This window comes from Clostridium sp. OS1-26 (assembly GCF_030915445.1).
Taxonomy (GTDB): Bacteria; Bacillota; Clostridia; order Clostridiales; family Clostridiaceae; genus Clostridium_AM.
In genome coordinates this window covers 2,953,928-2,969,843 of sequence record NZ_CP133264.1, presented here as the reverse complement: position 1 = coordinate 2,969,843, position 15,916 = coordinate 2,953,928, and the positions used below count along the sequence as shown (strand labels likewise).

The following is a 15,916-nucleotide window of genomic DNA, read 5'->3' as shown; positions in this document are numbered from 1 at the left end:
GATAACGGCTTCTAAGCTTCAGATGGAGTTTGTCTGCGACCACTGGGCAAGTCTGCCCGTTAAATGCCATTTAGGCATTTAACCTCCACCTGAAGCCAAGAATCCTGTTTATATCTATGTAGATATTTTTATACGCAGTAATATGTTGCCAAAACTAGTTTTTTAACAGGACGAAGTTTGGCAACATATTCCTTGGTATAAGTTAAATTTCTTATATAGCTTTATTTGTCTTGGAATCCTTAGAAACACTATCTTCAATAAAAAGAAATCTAAAGTATCTTATAAAAATATATGTAACAGTCCTTAGTTTTCAAATATTATTACACAGCTTGTTCGGATGAAGTTTCTTTATTGTCTGATTGATATTTTCTTCCTAGACCAACAAATATCCATAGAAGTCCAATTAATGTCATGGCTAAAAGATAATAGCTATTAGAAAAAATATCAAAACCACTTATTTTTACGTTAGTAAATTTATATTGTTGGTTTAATCCTTGAGCCATAGTCATAGCACTCATCACAAAAACACTACTAAACGGTATAACTACGCTCAAATTATGCATCATTCCCACTAAGAAATAGGATCTTCTGGAAGGATGTAAATTGGCCCTATGTCCTAAGTTATTGATAAAAGAACTGATTAATAAAATAGCAGGTAATGGTATGCTAGATAACAAAATGTTCGATATTATACAACTAACTCCAATAACCAATTCTGCCCCTATAGGACTTTGTACAAATTTAAACTTTGTTATCCAATTACTAACTTTCTGAATTCCCTCTCCTCTGACCATAATTTGAATCATGCTAAATAACATCATCATGCCGATAACCACATCTACCATGCTATATACACCTTCAAATAAAATTCCACTGACATTTCCTTTTTGAACATTAATAATACCAGTTAGTCCAAACAATCCGCTTACATATCCAATCACAAGGCCTGATAAAATTCCAAATGTTATTCCTTTAAGTAAATTTTTTGTCTTGACACATACTAACAACAAAATCCCTAATGGAATTAACATCAACAATCCCTTTGGATTAGATAGTTTCCCAATCGAAATATTACTTTGTACTGCTTCTGCACCATTAATCTTCATATAAAATAAAATTGCTGCAATTAAGCCTGCAAATACAACATATTTTAACCTATCTGCTAAAACAGCAATAGGATCCGCTGAAATTCCCGTAACGCTATTTGTTTGCATACTTGCTGCTGTCGCAGTTATTTGAGAACTAGGTGATAAATTATCGCCTAAAAAAATTCCACTGATAATAGCTCCCAATAGAACAGCTGGACTTGCACCTAAAATAATTCCTGGAGGATAAAGAATAGGTACAATAGCATAAATTGCCGTAATAGGTGTTCCACACCCCATAGAAATGACCATGGAAGCTAGAAATATAAATAAAACAACTGCACCACCATTCAAATTTAAAGTCTGACTAATCCACACAAATCCTTGCCCTATCTGACCATAAGATAGTAGTTTTGTAAAACATCCCATAAATACAAAAGTAAATAGCAATTTAGCATTTCCCGGTTGCATAATTCCAGAAATAATGACTTCCCAGTATTTTTCTTTGTCTTTTGCAAGTAAAAATCCTACAAGAATGCCAGCCGTACCACCTACTATAACAGATTTCATTGATAGAAAATCATAACTAAATGCTAAAAACATAGCTATCCCTATATAAATCACAGTAGGTAAAAAGGAGATTTTTTCTCCGCCAAAAAACTCAAGTTTACTCTTATCTGAATAATTCATTTTACTCCTCCTTCATACTTTGATATTAATGCCCTTATTCCTAATCCATTTAATTATTTCACTTGGATTTGTCCATCTTCAATAAGTTCATTCGCAATCCATCTTGCAACTTTCCCAGTGATTGTTATACAGTGTTGCTTTCTTCCTTCGCTTTGAAAATTATCTCCAGCCCATTCCTTTGTGATTACTCTACAGCATGTTGATTTGTATTCATTTTTGATATAGTCATGAAGTTTTTTAGCTTTTTCAAACATTTTTTCATTCATAGCTTCACCTTTAACTCTGCCATACACCATACCAAGAGCCATTTGCCCACCTGAAACTGCACCACATAAACAACCGGATTTACCCATACCTATAGGAAATCCACTTGCTAATTTAACAACGTTTTCATCGAATGGTTGGCCTAATAAATCGTTAATTGTTTGTACCACCGATTCACTACAGAAAAATGTACCACTTCTAAAAAGTTCTTCTGCATTATCTTGAACTTTATCTAAAAGTTCTTCTTTTGTAATTTCTTTAATAATAACTTCTCTCTTCATTTGCCTTACCTCCAGATCTTAATTAATCTAAAAATATTCCTATTCTCGGTGTTAACACAGTCCTATTATAGATACCAAACTATATATTAAACAGTGCCAGATTTGTTAACAGTGATGAGGCCAGCTCTTTAGAAAAGGAGGTTTTGACAATACAACTATTTCTTTAAACCTTTCATATCCCCTTATAAATCTTAGCTCTAAGCTTATACCATCGATTATCTGATTTTAGATTTTATAGGGATTATTGTAAGTCTATAATATTTTGTTATACAACCAGCTGCATTTATAATTATTTTCTATATACAAACAGGCTTCTAAGCTTCAGTTGCCATCTGAAGCTTAGAAGCCGTTCCAGGGGTGGTAGACATAGGATAAACAAAGATATGTCTACTATACATGAAAAATCGAAAGTATGAATCAGAAAGATGACATTTTTAAATACCAGTTAACATTAATCACTAACAAACAATTTTTCTAGGTTATTCCACAATTCATCGTTGCTGTTTCTTTCTGTTTCCTTAGGATATTTAAAAACATGTGTATTATTTTCACAAATTTTAGAGTAAACTTGAGGCCTTCTTAAACTTATATAAGGCCTTTGTTCTCTATATTTATATACCATACTTAAATCAATATCAGCATAGACTATTTGCTCCTTGTCATCAGCTTTCACAACTACATCTCCATTTGGATCAACTACTATTGATTCCCCTGCAAAATCCATTTCTCCTTCTTTGCCAACTCTATTACACATTGCTACAAAAATGTTATTTTGCATAGCAGGAATCCTGAGCTCCCACTCAAACTTTTCTAATGGTTCATCTTTAACATTTGCAGTAGGAATTATTATAAGCTCTGCTCCTTGCAAAGCACATAACCTGAAACTTTCCGCTATATGTCTATCAAAGCATACTATTATACCTATTCTTCCAAGGGGAGTATCATATACCCTAAATCCAGTATCAGATGGAGAGTAATAATCTTGCTCATAAAATTGATGACATCTCATAATATGAACCATTTTTGACCCTCCCATTATTTTGCCATCTGCATTAATAAGCAATGAGGTATCATAATATTTGTTATTTTCTTTCAAATATATATTTGGAACTGCTACTATATTGAATTCTTTGCATTTTTCTTGAATTTTTTTTATTTTTTCATCATCAATTGAAAGTGTATAATTTGATACATCTACTCCCTCATACTGCGGGAAAAATGGACTTAATTGTAACTCTGGAAAGCAAATCAACTGCGCTCCATTTTTCGCAGCAACTTCAATTAGCTGTAAGGTTTTTTCAAAATTTTCATTTACATTTTCACTTATTTTCATTTGCGCTAAAGCAATCTTCACAATTATCATCTCCATTTCAAAAATATAGTAGATTGGTATATATAGATATCCAACTTCATCATTCAACTTATATATAGAGATATGTTTCCAAAGCTGAAGGTAGATTTAAAAACTTTGTGCCAGTCTTAGTGAAGGGTTTTAAGACAACCTTAGCACCTTCGAGTTGTCTGAGCATAGCGAGTTTCTCGAAGGTTCTTAGGTCGTCTAAAACACAAGCTTTAGACTGACTAAAAGTTTTTAACAGACTGAAGCTTGGAAACATAGCCCGGTAGATAAGTCAAGCATTTAAGTTGGATATCTATAATAATCTTTTCATTATTTATCTTTTTTGCTCTTAATAAGCATATCATCAGCCTTCAATTCTTCCTGACACTGAATCGTAAAAATCATTTGTGCAGAAGGTGCGCTATCTATAGCTTGGCCATTTTCTTTTTTCATATCTTGAAGCCTTATAATCTTGTTATCTCCCTTTGGAGCTAAAACTTCAACGGCATCTCCATTGTAAACTTTATTTCTTTGTTCTATAGTTGCAATGTGAGATTCCTTATCATAGCTCTTTACAATGCCTACAATATCATAGTCCCGAATATATGCTGAGCTTTCATAATGCTGCTTGATCTCTTCATCAAAATAAAAACCTGTAGTATAATGTCTGTGACTAGGCTTTAGAAGATAGTCCATCCATTTAGACTCAAAGCTATAACTCTCTGGATCTTCTATGTATTTATCAATAGCTTCTCTATAGGCTTTTACTACCGACGCAACATAAAAGGTACTTTTCATTCTTCCTTCAATTTTAAGAGAATTGATTCCTGCATCTATAAGCTCAGGAATATGTTCTATCATACACAAATCCTTTGAATTCAGTATATAAGCTCCATTACTATCTTCAGTAATTTCATGATATTCTCCTGGCCTCTTTTCTTCCACTAGATGACATTTATATCTACATGGCTGTGCGCAAGCCCCTCTATTTGAATCTCTACCTGTTAGATAATTTGAAAGCATACATCTGCCTGAGTATGCCATACACATTGATCCGTGAACAAATGCTTCTATATCGCAAGTTTTAGGAAGTTTTTCTCTGAGCCTCTTAAAATCTTTCATACTCATTTCTCTTGCCATAACTACTCTCTTAACGCCAATATTGTGCCAGAATAAAGCAGATTTATAATTTACAGTATTTGCTTGAGTACTTAAGTGTATTTCAAGCTCTGGTACTATTTCTTTTGCGGTCATAATAATTCCTGGATCAGCAACTAGTATGGCATCAGCACCAATATCATATAACTCCCTAAGATAGTCTTCTAATCCTACTAAATCCTCATTATGAGGAAATATGTTTACTGTTATATGAACCTTTTTACCTCTAGAATGTGCAAATTCAATTCCCTCTTTTAATTCCTCGGAAGTAAAATTATCCGCAAATGTTCTTAGATTTAATTTGCTACCTCCAAGGTAAACAGCATCAGCTCCAAAGTTTATAGCTGCCTTAAGCTTTTCTAGGTTTCCTGCCGGAGCTAAAAGTTCTGGTTTATTCATAAATTGCTCTCTCCTCTTCTTTAAATAAAACAATATCTAATATTATAATCATCACTTTGACTTGTCTTATTTCATGATTAAATTATCTCTTCTATTATTATCTTTCTATTCTCTTTTAAACTTATATTATTATAGTATAATTTAGATATCAAGAAATAAAATCATATTCTGTGCTAGCACAAAAGTAAGGGAGTAACTTAAATTGTTAAAATATGAGAAAATTGTAGACTATGTTAAAAATGAAGCTTTAATTGGAAATTTTAAATATCAAAAAAGATTGCCTTCTGTAAGATCACTATCTCAACAATTTAATTGCAGTGTAGGTACAGTTTTAAAGGCTTACGATAAACTTGAAAAAGATCATATTATTTATTCATCACCAAAGAGTGGGTACTATCTGTTAGAAGATTTCAATAATAATAATTCCTTTGAAAATGCCATTATTGACTTTTCATCAGGAGTTCCAGATGTTGAAACTTTTCCTTATAAAGATTTCCAGCATTGTCTGAATAAATCAATAGAATTGTATAAAGAAACTCTCTTTAATTATTCAGATCCTCGAGGGTTAAATTCATTAACAAGAGCATTAGCAAAACATTTGCAGCAATATCAAATATTCACAAGCCCAGATAACATTGTTATAACTTCCAGTTCTCAACAAGCATTAAACATCTTGTCAATTATGCCTTTTCCAAATGGTAAGTCTAACATTCTTGTTGAGCAACCTACTTATTATGGAATGATAAAATCTTTAGAGCTAAATAATGTTTCTGCATTAGGAATTGAAAGAGGAATTAATGGTATAAATCTAGAGGAACTAGAGCATATGTTTAAGTATGGAAACATTAAGTTTTTTTACACTATTCCTAGATTTCATAATCCCACTGGGAACTCTTATAATAAACAGGAGAAAGAGTCAATTGTCAAAATGGCTGCAAAATATAATGTATATATTGTAGAAGATGATATTGTTGCAGATTTAGAAACAGATAAAAAAAATGATCCCCTTTTGCTTATGATACTTATGGAAATGTTATTTACTTAAAAAGTTATTCAAAAATTCTTATGCCTGGTTTAAGAGTTGCAACTCTCATATTGCCTAAGCTGCTGATGGATACTTTCCTAGGTTATAAAAAATGGACAGATATGAATAGTCCAATTTTATCTCAAGGTGCTCTAGAAATCTATTTAAAAAGCGGCATGTTTGATATTCATAGAAAAAAGATGAGTAAATTATATTGTGATAGATTGACTTGTTTAAAAAACACTGTATCATCCCTTCAGTATCCTAAGATAAAATGGAATATTCCTAACTCTGGATACTTCTCTTGTATATATGTAGATGGTCCTGTACAATATGATAAAATAATTACTTCATTACAAAATAAAAATATAGAATTATTAAATACAAATATGTGTTTTTTGAACGACTATAAGAGTGATAATTATTTTAGAATAAGTATTAGTAAAGTGAATGAAGATAAAATAAAAAAAGGTATTCCTGTAGTCCTTAATACTATACAAAAATATCTAACCTAATTTTTATAAAGGGGTAAACTATACCCCTTTATTATATTCATCATTAATAACCTTCTCAAATATTTCTTTGCTATTAAAACCCTCTAGTCGTTTGTCACCTATTATAAAGGTTGGAACAGAGGTAATCTCTGCCTCGTTGTATGCATGCTGAAGAGCTTTTTGCTGAGCTTCCTTGTACTTTCTTGTTACTAGAGATTCTTTAAATTCACCTTCATCTAATCCAATCTCTGCAGCAATTTTAGTTAGTACATCAATATTTCCAATATCCTGTTCTTCTTGAAAGAATGCTTTAAACACTCTATCATTGTATTCTTTTTCCTTACCCTGTTCCTTAGCAAAGTGAAGTCCTTCAAAAGCTAAATCTGTATATGGATGTGGTGAAACATTAGGTAACTTCATATTAACTCCTAAGCTTTTACTAGTTGGATTTATAAACCTATCCCATGACTGCAGCTTAGAGGGATCGTTTATTGGATCTATCTTAGGTGCAGGACTTGGGCGTAATTCAAAAGGCATCCATTCCACTTCAACATCCTTTCCCTTTATTGCTTCCTCAAAAGGAACTTTAGCTAAAAAACAAAATGGGCAGACATAATCTGAATATACTTTAATTTTTAATGACATTATAAATTCATCTCCTTACTATAAATACTATCTAAATTTAAATAACTACATTACTTATTAAATATGGTAATAACCTTGAGCATATATATTATCTGTATTTGTTCAAGTACTATCCTCTTTTACAGTTGTAACTATATAAGTTACAACTGTGGTAAAAAAAATTGAATATGTTAGAATTCAATTTTTTGTATTATCTCTTTGTAACCATTATAGTTACAATTCTACTAATTGTCAACTGTCTTGATATCATTTGCTGTAAAAATTATATTCTAAATAATTAACTTTACATCCTTTAGATTAAGAAACTTCTCTTTCTAATTAATTGAATCAACATATTTCCTTCATAACTATTTGGTATAGTTGATAAATATAAAATTTTGAAGGGGAGATTATTAATGAACAGTATCAGAAAAAGACTATTTTTAGGCTTTAGCCTTATTTTAATTTTACTTGTAACACTTGGTATTACAGGACTCTATGAAATGAAAGAAATAAACAGTAATGTAGAACACATATACTCAGATCAGTTAAATGGCATTAATTATATAAAAGAAGTTGAATATTATGTAGTTAGAGTTGAAAATGCAGAGAAAAATGTGCTATTAGCCTCTACTTTAGAAGAAAAAAAAGAGCACTCAATGCACGTAGAAGAACTTTATTCTAAGGGTATCATAGAGAATTTAAATAAATTTAAAAAGATAGTCCATAAAAGTGACACACAAAAAATTGATGAATTAATAGCTAAAGTAAAGGAAGTTGAAAAACTTGAGATAAATATAATAAATAAAAGTATTAGTGGAAATAACATAGAGGCCCTTACTTTATCTAAAGAAGCTGATGCAAATTTTCAAAACATCGAAAAAATTATAGATGAAATAGTAAAAGATAAATTATCTGAAGCCAAAAATAGCTATGAAGAAAGCATACAGATTTATAATAAGGCTGTTGAATTAGTCATAGGATTTATAATAATAACTTCTATTATTAGTTTAACCGCAGCAATTAGAATGTCATCTTCAATTATAAATCCATTAAATAAAAGTGTAGAATTTGCTAGAGAATTAGCTAAAGGTAACTTAAAAAATAATATGAATTTAAAATTGAAAGACGAATTAGGCATATTAATAAATTCTTTGAATGATACCGGTGAAAAGTTAAAAGATATAGTCTCACAAATTAAATCTACCTCCACAGAGGTTACCTCTGGCAGTGAACAATTGTCTGCTTCTATAGAAGATACAAATAAAGTAATTAACGAAATAGGGCAAAAAATCTCAGAGATTTCCCAAAACATACAAGATATTGTTTTTTCTGTGGAAGAAATAGATACAAGCATTCAAAATATATCTGAAAGTTCCAATGAAGTGTCTCTGCTTACTAATGAAGCAAAAACCGACTCATTTACTTTAAAACAATACGCAGAAAAAGGAAAAAACTCTGTAGACATAGCTGTACACTCAATGATTGATATTGAAAAAGCGACCGGGGAAGTAAAGTTTTCTATTAATGAATTGGATGTATTGTCTAAAAGAATTGAAGACATTACATCATTAATTACAAATATATCAAGCCAAACTAATATGCTAGCTTTAAACGCAGCCATTGAAGCTGCTCGGGCAGGTGAACAGGGGAAAGGCTTCTCTGTTGTAGCTGAACAAGTTAAAAAACTAGCTGAAGAAAGCGCTTCTGCTGCTAGTAAAATTGAAAGTATGATTTTAGAAGTACGAAATAAAACAGAAATTGCTGTAAATAATATAAATATAACTGAATCTAAAGTTAAAGAAGGAAGTACTGTTTCTAAAGAAGCTGCTGATCATATTAATCTTGTTATAAGAAATTTAAATATGTTAGTAGAAAGAATAAATTTAATAACTAATCAAGCTTCTAATCAAGCAGTATCAACTGAAAAAATATCTAAAACGATGAACAGTATTGTTACAAATGCTCATAATGTTAGCTCTGCATCTCAGGAAATAAATGCTAGCGTAGAATCTCAAATAGCAGTACTAGATGAAATTTCTTCTACTTCTGAAGAATTGTCTTCTATGACAGAAAATTTAAATGGCATGGTAGGATATTTTAAAATATAGACAAGTCAAATAAAAATTACAACCTGACCTTTATATAGGGTTTCTAGGACGAAAGTTAACTTTCTAGCTAGGAATCCTATATTAAAAATCAGGTTGTAATTTTAAATTTTAAAAATATGAATTTTAAGCTTCTTCTATGCTAATAATTTCATAACGTGCATCTTTAATAGCAAGTTTTATATCGCTGTCTTGAATATCACTATTAGCTTCAATTACTGCAGTTTTAGACTCTAAATCAACAACTACACTAGTTACTCCTCTAAGTTCTTCTAAATCCGTTTTTACGTGTTTAACACAATTCCCACACTTCATTCCTTCAATCACCATTCTTTTTTTCATAATTATTTCTCCTTTCATTATACAAATGTCTGTTTATATTGATGGCTTAAAGCCTTTCAATCTTAGAGCATTTGTTAACACTGATACTGAACTTAAACTCATGGCTAAAGCTGCTATCATTGGATTCAAAAGTGGTCCTCCAAATATATGCAATATTCCCATAGCTACTGGGATTCCTAAGGTGTTATAACCAAAAGCCCAGAATAGATTTTGTTTTATATTTTTTATAGTTTTCTTGCTCAAATCTATAGCTGTAACTACGTCCATTAGGTCACTTCTCATTAAAACTATATCTGCAGATTCCATTGCTACATCTGTACCAGATCCTATAGCTATACCTATATCAGCTTGCGCTAATGCTGGTGCATCATTTATACCGTCTCCAACCATAGCAACTTTTTTGTTTTCACTCTGAAGCTTCTTAACTTCCTTTGCCTTATCCTGCGGTAAAACCTCTGCAAGTATTCTATCTATTCCAACCTGCTTTGCTATTGCTTCTACGGTTTTCTTGTTGTCTCCAGTTATCATTGCCACTTCAATTCCCATAGAATGAAGCTTCTCTATAGCTCTCTTGCTGTGTTCTTTAACTGTATCTGCTACGGCAATTATACCGATGAGTTTTCCTTCAACTGCTATATACATAGGAGTTTTGCCTTCTCCAGCTAGAATCTGTGATTTCTTCTCTAAGTTTTCTAATGAAACATTACTTTCATCCATAAGCTTTTTATTTCCAAGTAAAATTCTATTACCATCTATAGTAACTTCTATTCCATGTCCTGGTATAGCCTTAAATAACTCAAGTTTTTTCAGTTCAACTTCTCTATTTTCAGCCTCTTTAACTATTGCTTCTCCTAATGGATGTTCTGATCCTTTTTCCGCTGAGGCTGCCAATTGAAGTAAGTAGCTTTCATCTGTGTCTTCAGTTGTAATTATATCTGTAACCTTAGGCTTTCCTTCAGTTATAGTTCCAGTTTTATCAAATACTATAGTTTGAATTCTATGTGCTGTTTCTAGTGCAGTACCACTTTTTATAAGCACACCGTACTCAGCACCTTTTCCGGTACCTACCATAATAGCAGTTGGTGTTGCTAACCCTAAAGCACAAGGACAAGCAATAACTAATACTGATATAAATATTGTAAGTGAAAATACTCCAGTTTCGCCGTATAGATACCAAGCTAAAGCAGCAATTGTAGCTAAGCTTATTACTACCGGTACAAAATATCCTGATATAACATCTGCTAATTTTGCAATTGGAGCCTTAGATCCTTGAGCATCCTCCACTAGTCTAATAATTTGAGCCAATGCTGTATCCTTACCAACTCTAGTAGCTTTATATCTGATAGAACCATTTTTATTTATGCTTGCTCCAATAACTTTGTCTCCGGCACTTTTTTCTACAGGTATACTTTCACCTGTAAGCATGGATTCATCTACTGCGGTAATTCCTTCTGTTACCTCTCCATCTACAGGTATTTTTTCACCAGGTTTTACTACAATTATGTCTCCAACTTCAACTTCATCTATAGGTATTTCTAGTTCTTTATCTTTTCTAATTACTGTTGCAGTCTTTGGTGCAAGTCCCATAAGTTTCTTTATAGCTTCTGAGGTTTTTCCCTTAGCAACAGACTCTAAATATTTACCTAAGGTAATAAGGGCAAGTATTGTACCTGCTGATTCAAAATATAGGTGATAATTTAAATTACCTATAAGTATTTGATATACTGCAAAAACACTATATAGAAATGCAGCAGATGCACCTATAGCTATAAGAGAATCCATATTTGGACTTCTTTTAAATAATGCTTTAAAACCTACAGTAAAATACTTTCCTCCAGCAACCACTATAGGTAATACTAAAAGTAATTGTATTATAGAAAATACTTGAGGATGATGCATTGGATCAATAGCTGGAGGCGGCATATATCCTAATTTCTCACCAATCATTGGTCCCATAGCTATTATAAGCAGTGGAACTGCGAATATAGCAGATACTAAAAATCTATTCCATAATGCTTTTATTTCTTTTTCTTTCTTTTCCTTATCTGTATCTACAGTAGTCTCTTCTTCTAGTGCTTTATATCCTGCCTTTTCGATTGCCTTTTTTATATCTGACAACTTCACTTTAGAAGGCTCAAAGCTTACATTTAGTTTTTCTGTAGCAAAATTTACATCTGCCTCTAAAACACCCTCTAGTTTTCTTGATGCCCTTTCAACAGCCTTAGTGCAGGATGCACAGGTCATCCCCTCTATTTTTAAGGTTCTATTTGCAGCTTCCATTAAAGCCTTATATCCTGCTTTTTCTATTGCCGCTTGTATATCCTGAACATTAACTTTTGATTCATCAAAGCTTACACTCAATTTCTCTGTTGCAAAATTTACGTTAGCATCTGCAACGCCTTCTAGTTTTTTAGATGCCCTTTCTACAGCCTTAGCACAAGCTGCACAGGTCATTCCTTCTATTTTTAGGACTTTACTTGTCATTACCTCTTCCCCCTTTATTTAGTTTATTAATAATTTTGAACATAACTCTATCCTCTCCTTATAATTTTATATTTAGTTTCCACCCCACACCCCAGGGGTAGTACTTTTTTATGAATCATTATTGGATTATTTTGATAAAAAACTCAATAATGGTTTATAGCTATACTTTTTAATTGCATATCAATCTTCAAGCAATTCCACACCCCCTCCCTGGGGGTGTGGTTAAATTATAACTCTTTTTAAATTTTATTTCAATGAAAAATTTTAAAATTTAATGATTTAGAACATAATTTGTAAATAATTTTACTAGATTAGATACAAATCTATTCTTTTTAGTTATTAAACAAATCTCCCACACAAAAGAAGGATCTTTGAAAGGAATTGAGTAGACATTTGGATAACTAATATCATTAGTTATAAAGTCCACGCTAACCCCTGTGCCTTTATTAAGATGACTTAGCTTGTGTACGGTAATAACTTCTGAGGTAGTAAAAACTATGTTTGGTTCAAACCCTGACTCTTTACACTTGCTAAGGAAGTTATGATAAAAATGAAATTTTTCATTAAGAATAATTAACTTTTCATCTTTCAAATCATTAAAGTCAACTGATGTCTTTTCTGACAAAGGATTTTCTTCATTTACTAGAATACAAGGGTACTGCGTTTTGATAATAGTAGAATGAAAGTTTTTTTGTTAATAGGACCAATTGAAAGTGCTAAATCTACATTTTCATTCATGACAACTTCTTCACAAATTGAATCTGGGTAGGTTTTTACAATTAATTCAATATTGGGATAAGCTTCACAAAAACCTGGAATAATATCCGGTGACAGTGCATTGAGAACCCCAAAGGAAAAACACGCCCTTAAAGTTCCCTCATTTATATTAGCCATTTTATTGAGCCCCTCTAAAATTAAATCAAACTCCTGCACAATATGCTCCGATTGCCTTTGTAAATATTCTCCGTATTTTGTTATTCTAATTCCCTTAGTCGTATTATAAAATAAAGGATACTGAAGCTCCTCTTCCAAATTGCTAATTGCTTTACTTAACCCCTGCTGGGTAATATAAATTTCTTTAGCAGCCTTTGAAAAACTTTTATGTTTGCAAACCTGTAAAAAATACTTTAATTGTTTGATGTCCAATTATTACACCCACCTTTTTATATACCTTTTACAACGCTTGTGGAATTCTTAAAGAATTTGCTTGTCTTAAATTCTTAGCCCTTAAGCCTATATGTTTTTCCACACTATGAAATAATAAATATAATAATATTAGTAAATAATTAAAATTTTAACATAATTTTATTGTAAAATACTCCTCTTATATATAAAAGTGCCAGATTTTACAAAAACAACGAGGCCAACTACTAAAAATTTAAATATTTATTTGACATAATCCAAAATAGTACGTTAAATTATTAGTATATAAAGATAATCCTCTAAATTAATGAAAGTTTTCAAGTCAAAAGGAAGTGAGTCTATGTTTGTTTTAAATGATAAAATTGGTGTTCCACTATATATTCAGTTATATCAGCAGTTTAGAGAAAAAATTTTAAGTGGTGACTTAAAGTCCGGCAGCAAGCTTCCATCAAGTCGAAAACTATGCTCTGATTTACGTATAAGCAGAAATACTGTAGATATGGCTTATAATCAGCTATACTCAGAAGGATATATAATTAGTAAGCCCCGCAATGGGTATTATGTTGAAAACTTAGATTTTTCATCTATTCATATTGCAAGAGAAACTTTTTATGAAAAGCCTGCAGTAACTGATAATCAGGACACATTAATTCAATATGATTTTAAATATGGAAAACTGAATCAATTTGAACTGCCTATAGATCAATGGAAAAAACTCATAAATAAATGTATGAAAGACTTTACTAATGAAATGACAAGCTATGGTCCAACTTTTGGAGAACTTTCCCTTCGAGAAGAAATATTAAAACATCTTCAATATTATCGAGGTATAAAGTGCACACCAAATCAAATTTTTATTGGCTCTGGTGTACACTATTGTTTGAGCATGCTCTGTCAGCTTATCAGAAGTGCTACTACCACAGTTGCAATGGAGGAACCAGGACATCATATAACCCGTCTTACGCTAGAGAACCATGGGTTTGATGTAAAGCCTATTTCCTTAGATTCCTCTGGTTTAAATGTGAAGGATTTAAGCTCAACAAATGCTAAAGCTGTTTATGTTACTCCATCACACCAGTACCCTTTAGGAATTATAATGCCTATCTCTAGAAGACTTGAGCTCATAGAGTGGGCACATAAAAATGATTCAATAATTATTGAAGATGATTATAGCTGCCATCTTAGATATAATACAAAACCAGTGCAATCTCTTCAATCTCTTTGCAGCGATAAGGTTGTATATATAGGGAGCTTTTCAAAATTTCTATTTCCTACCCTTCGTTTATCATATATGATTCTTCCTGAAGATATGGTAGACAAGTTTACTAGAATGTTTGATGGCTATCCATCCTCTGTTCCCTTTATCATTCAAAAAACTCTGGAGCTTTTTATGAAAGAGGGGCATTGGGAAAGTTATCTTAGAAAAACTAATAGAATGCAAAAGAAAAAACATGATACATTAGTTGAAAATCTAAGAAAAGAATTTGGAGATAAAATTAATATTTATGGTATGAATGCTGGCCTTCATCTTTTAGTACAAGTAAAAGGAACTATGTCGGAAAAGGAATTAATTGAAAAAGCCTATATGTCAGGTGTAAAAGTATATCCTACATTAAAGTATTGGAAATGCCCTGAGAATAGTTTGAACAGCACTGTTGTCTTGGGCTTTGGAGGAATAACATTAGATGAAATTGAACCAGCCGTTAAACTTTTGAATAAGGCTTGGTTTGGTAGTAATAGATAGCAAGTAAATACAAAAACTACTGTGTCTAACTCACAGTAGTTTTTAAAATTATATGCTAAAATTTAAGACATGAGCCATGGCCAGTAGCCACGAATTTAGGATTTAATTGCGCTAAAGTCTGCTGAAGCTGCGCTCTTTGCTGAGGGTCCGGTACTTGCTGCGGTGTAATATTCTCTATTTCTGTTTGCCAATTACCTTCTATTACTGTACCCTGTGCATTTCCAAAGCGGAACACTAAATCACTGCTGAAGAATATTCTACGCTTGTTTTCCATGAGCAATAATCCTTCCCAAAGATGCATTTCAGATGGGTAATTGATGAATTCAAGCTCATAGCCATTAGAAATCAGTTTTTCTCCTGGTCTTTTAATTATTATATCATTTGTAATACCAAAACCACTTAGCTGTCTTGCTGTAACTTCCGAACAGATTGGCTTGGCTTCAGGAAAATGCTTTAATATTAGTGACAGACCTCCACATTCATCTGATTCAAAGTGTGAAATAAAAATATATTTTAGTGTTCTACCAGCAAGAACATCTTTCAGCTGAGAAACCAAAGCTTCCGCCTGCTGTACACTGCCTGTATGAACCAATATAGACTCATCAGCTAATAAAAGGTACTGATGAAAGGTAAGATCTATAGGTGGTACGTAAGAACTAAATTGATGTAAATCTTCATAAATACTTGACATTTGTTTACCTCCTCCTGCTAATTAGAATATAAATTTAAAATTTATT

Annotated in this window: 14 protein-coding genes; 4 read left to right on the top strand and 10 right to left on the bottom strand. The window is 31.9% G+C overall.

Annotated features, from left to right (window positions below):
* Positions 1 to 320 precede the first annotated feature (320 nt).
* From RCG18_RS14480 to RCG18_RS14465, 4 genes are all read right to left on the bottom strand, one after another.
* Complete coding sequence (locus RCG18_RS14480; RefSeq protein ID WP_308036756.1) at positions 321 to 1,775, bottom strand: hypothetical protein; 1,455 nt, start codon at positions 1,773 to 1,775, stop codon at positions 321 to 323.
* A 53-nt stretch (positions 1,776 to 1,828) separates the two neighbouring features.
* Positions 1,829 to 2,320 carry a C-GCAxxG-C-C family protein gene (locus RCG18_RS14475; protein ID WP_308036755.1) on the bottom strand — a complete coding sequence of 164 codons (492 nt, stop codon included), beginning with the start codon at positions 2,318 to 2,320 and terminating at the stop codon, positions 1,829 to 1,831.
* 451 nt (positions 2,321 to 2,771) lie between these two features.
* The gene (locus RCG18_RS14470) at positions 2,772 to 3,674 is read right to left on the bottom strand and encodes a carbon-nitrogen hydrolase family protein (protein WP_374118900.1); all 903 of its coding nucleotides are present in this window, start codon (positions 3,672 to 3,674) and stop codon (positions 2,772 to 2,774) included.
* 315 nt (positions 3,675 to 3,989) lie between these two features.
* Positions 3,990 to 5,216: a U32 family peptidase gene (locus RCG18_RS14465; protein ID WP_308036754.1), complete on the bottom strand. Its 1,227-nt coding sequence runs from the start codon at positions 5,214 to 5,216 to the stop codon at positions 3,990 to 3,992.
* 202 nt (positions 5,217 to 5,418) lie between these two features.
* On the opposite strand from RCG18_RS14465, the gene RCG18_RS14460 reads away from it, so the two are divergent.
* Together RCG18_RS14460 and RCG18_RS14455 are read left to right on the top strand one after the other, a co-directional pair.
* A complete protein-coding gene (locus RCG18_RS14460) occupies positions 5,419 to 6,261 on the top strand; it encodes a PLP-dependent aminotransferase family protein (protein ID WP_308036753.1) in 843 nt (280 codons plus the stop codon).
* A 20-nt stretch (positions 6,262 to 6,281) separates the two neighbouring features.
* Positions 6,282 to 6,755 carry a hypothetical protein gene (locus tag RCG18_RS14455; RefSeq protein ID WP_308036752.1) on the top strand — a complete coding sequence of 158 codons (474 nt, stop codon included), beginning with the start codon at positions 6,282 to 6,284 and terminating at the stop codon, positions 6,753 to 6,755.
* Positions 6,756 to 6,773: 18 nt separating this feature from the next.
* Here the strand turns inward: RCG18_RS14455 and RCG18_RS14450 are convergent, their stop codons facing one another.
* A complete protein-coding gene (locus RCG18_RS14450) occupies positions 6,774 to 7,379 on the bottom strand; it encodes a DsbA family oxidoreductase (RefSeq protein WP_308036751.1) in 606 nt (201 codons plus the stop codon).
* 395 nt (positions 7,380 to 7,774) lie between these two features.
* Between RCG18_RS14450 and RCG18_RS14445 the strand changes: the two genes are divergently transcribed.
* The gene (locus tag RCG18_RS14445; RefSeq protein ID WP_308036750.1) at positions 7,775 to 9,469 is read left to right on the top strand and encodes a methyl-accepting chemotaxis protein; all 1,695 of its coding nucleotides are present in this window, start codon (positions 7,775 to 7,777) and stop codon (positions 9,467 to 9,469) included.
* A 123-nt stretch (positions 9,470 to 9,592) separates the two neighbouring features.
* Here the strand turns inward: RCG18_RS14445 and RCG18_RS14440 are convergent, their stop codons facing one another.
* The 4 genes from RCG18_RS14440 to RCG18_RS14425 form a co-directional block, all read right to left on the bottom strand.
* Positions 9,593 to 9,808, bottom strand: a complete 216-nt coding sequence (locus tag RCG18_RS14440; RefSeq protein ID WP_308036749.1) for a heavy metal-associated domain-containing protein — start codon at positions 9,806 to 9,808, stop codon at positions 9,593 to 9,595.
* Between the two features lie 33 nt (positions 9,809 to 9,841).
* Positions 9,842 to 12,292 carry a heavy metal translocating P-type ATPase gene (locus RCG18_RS14435; protein WP_308036748.1) on the bottom strand — a complete coding sequence of 817 codons (2,451 nt, stop codon included), beginning with the start codon at positions 12,290 to 12,292 and terminating at the stop codon, positions 9,842 to 9,844.
* Positions 12,293 to 12,563: 271 nt separating this feature from the next.
* Entirely contained in the window at positions 12,564 to 12,917 is a 354-nt protein-coding gene (locus tag RCG18_RS14430; protein ID WP_308036747.1) for a LysR substrate-binding domain-containing protein, read from the bottom strand.
* Between the two features lie 17 nt (positions 12,918 to 12,934).
* The gene (locus RCG18_RS14425; protein WP_308036746.1) at positions 12,935 to 13,438 is read right to left on the bottom strand and encodes a LysR family transcriptional regulator; all 504 of its coding nucleotides are present in this window, start codon (positions 13,436 to 13,438) and stop codon (positions 12,935 to 12,937) included.
* 337 nt (positions 13,439 to 13,775) lie between these two features.
* Here RCG18_RS14425 and RCG18_RS14420 point away from each other — a divergent pair, with 337 nt between their 5' ends.
* The gene (locus RCG18_RS14420) at positions 13,776 to 15,179 is read left to right on the top strand and encodes a PLP-dependent aminotransferase family protein (RefSeq protein ID WP_308036745.1); all 1,404 of its coding nucleotides are present in this window, start codon (positions 13,776 to 13,778) and stop codon (positions 15,177 to 15,179) included.
* Positions 15,180 to 15,234: 55 nt separating this feature from the next.
* Here the strand turns inward: RCG18_RS14420 and RCG18_RS14415 are convergent, their stop codons facing one another.
* Positions 15,235 to 15,870 carry an MBL fold metallo-hydrolase gene (locus tag RCG18_RS14415; protein WP_308036744.1) on the bottom strand — a complete coding sequence of 212 codons (636 nt, stop codon included), beginning with the start codon at positions 15,868 to 15,870 and terminating at the stop codon, positions 15,235 to 15,237.
* Positions 15,871 to 15,916: the final 46 nt, after the last annotated feature.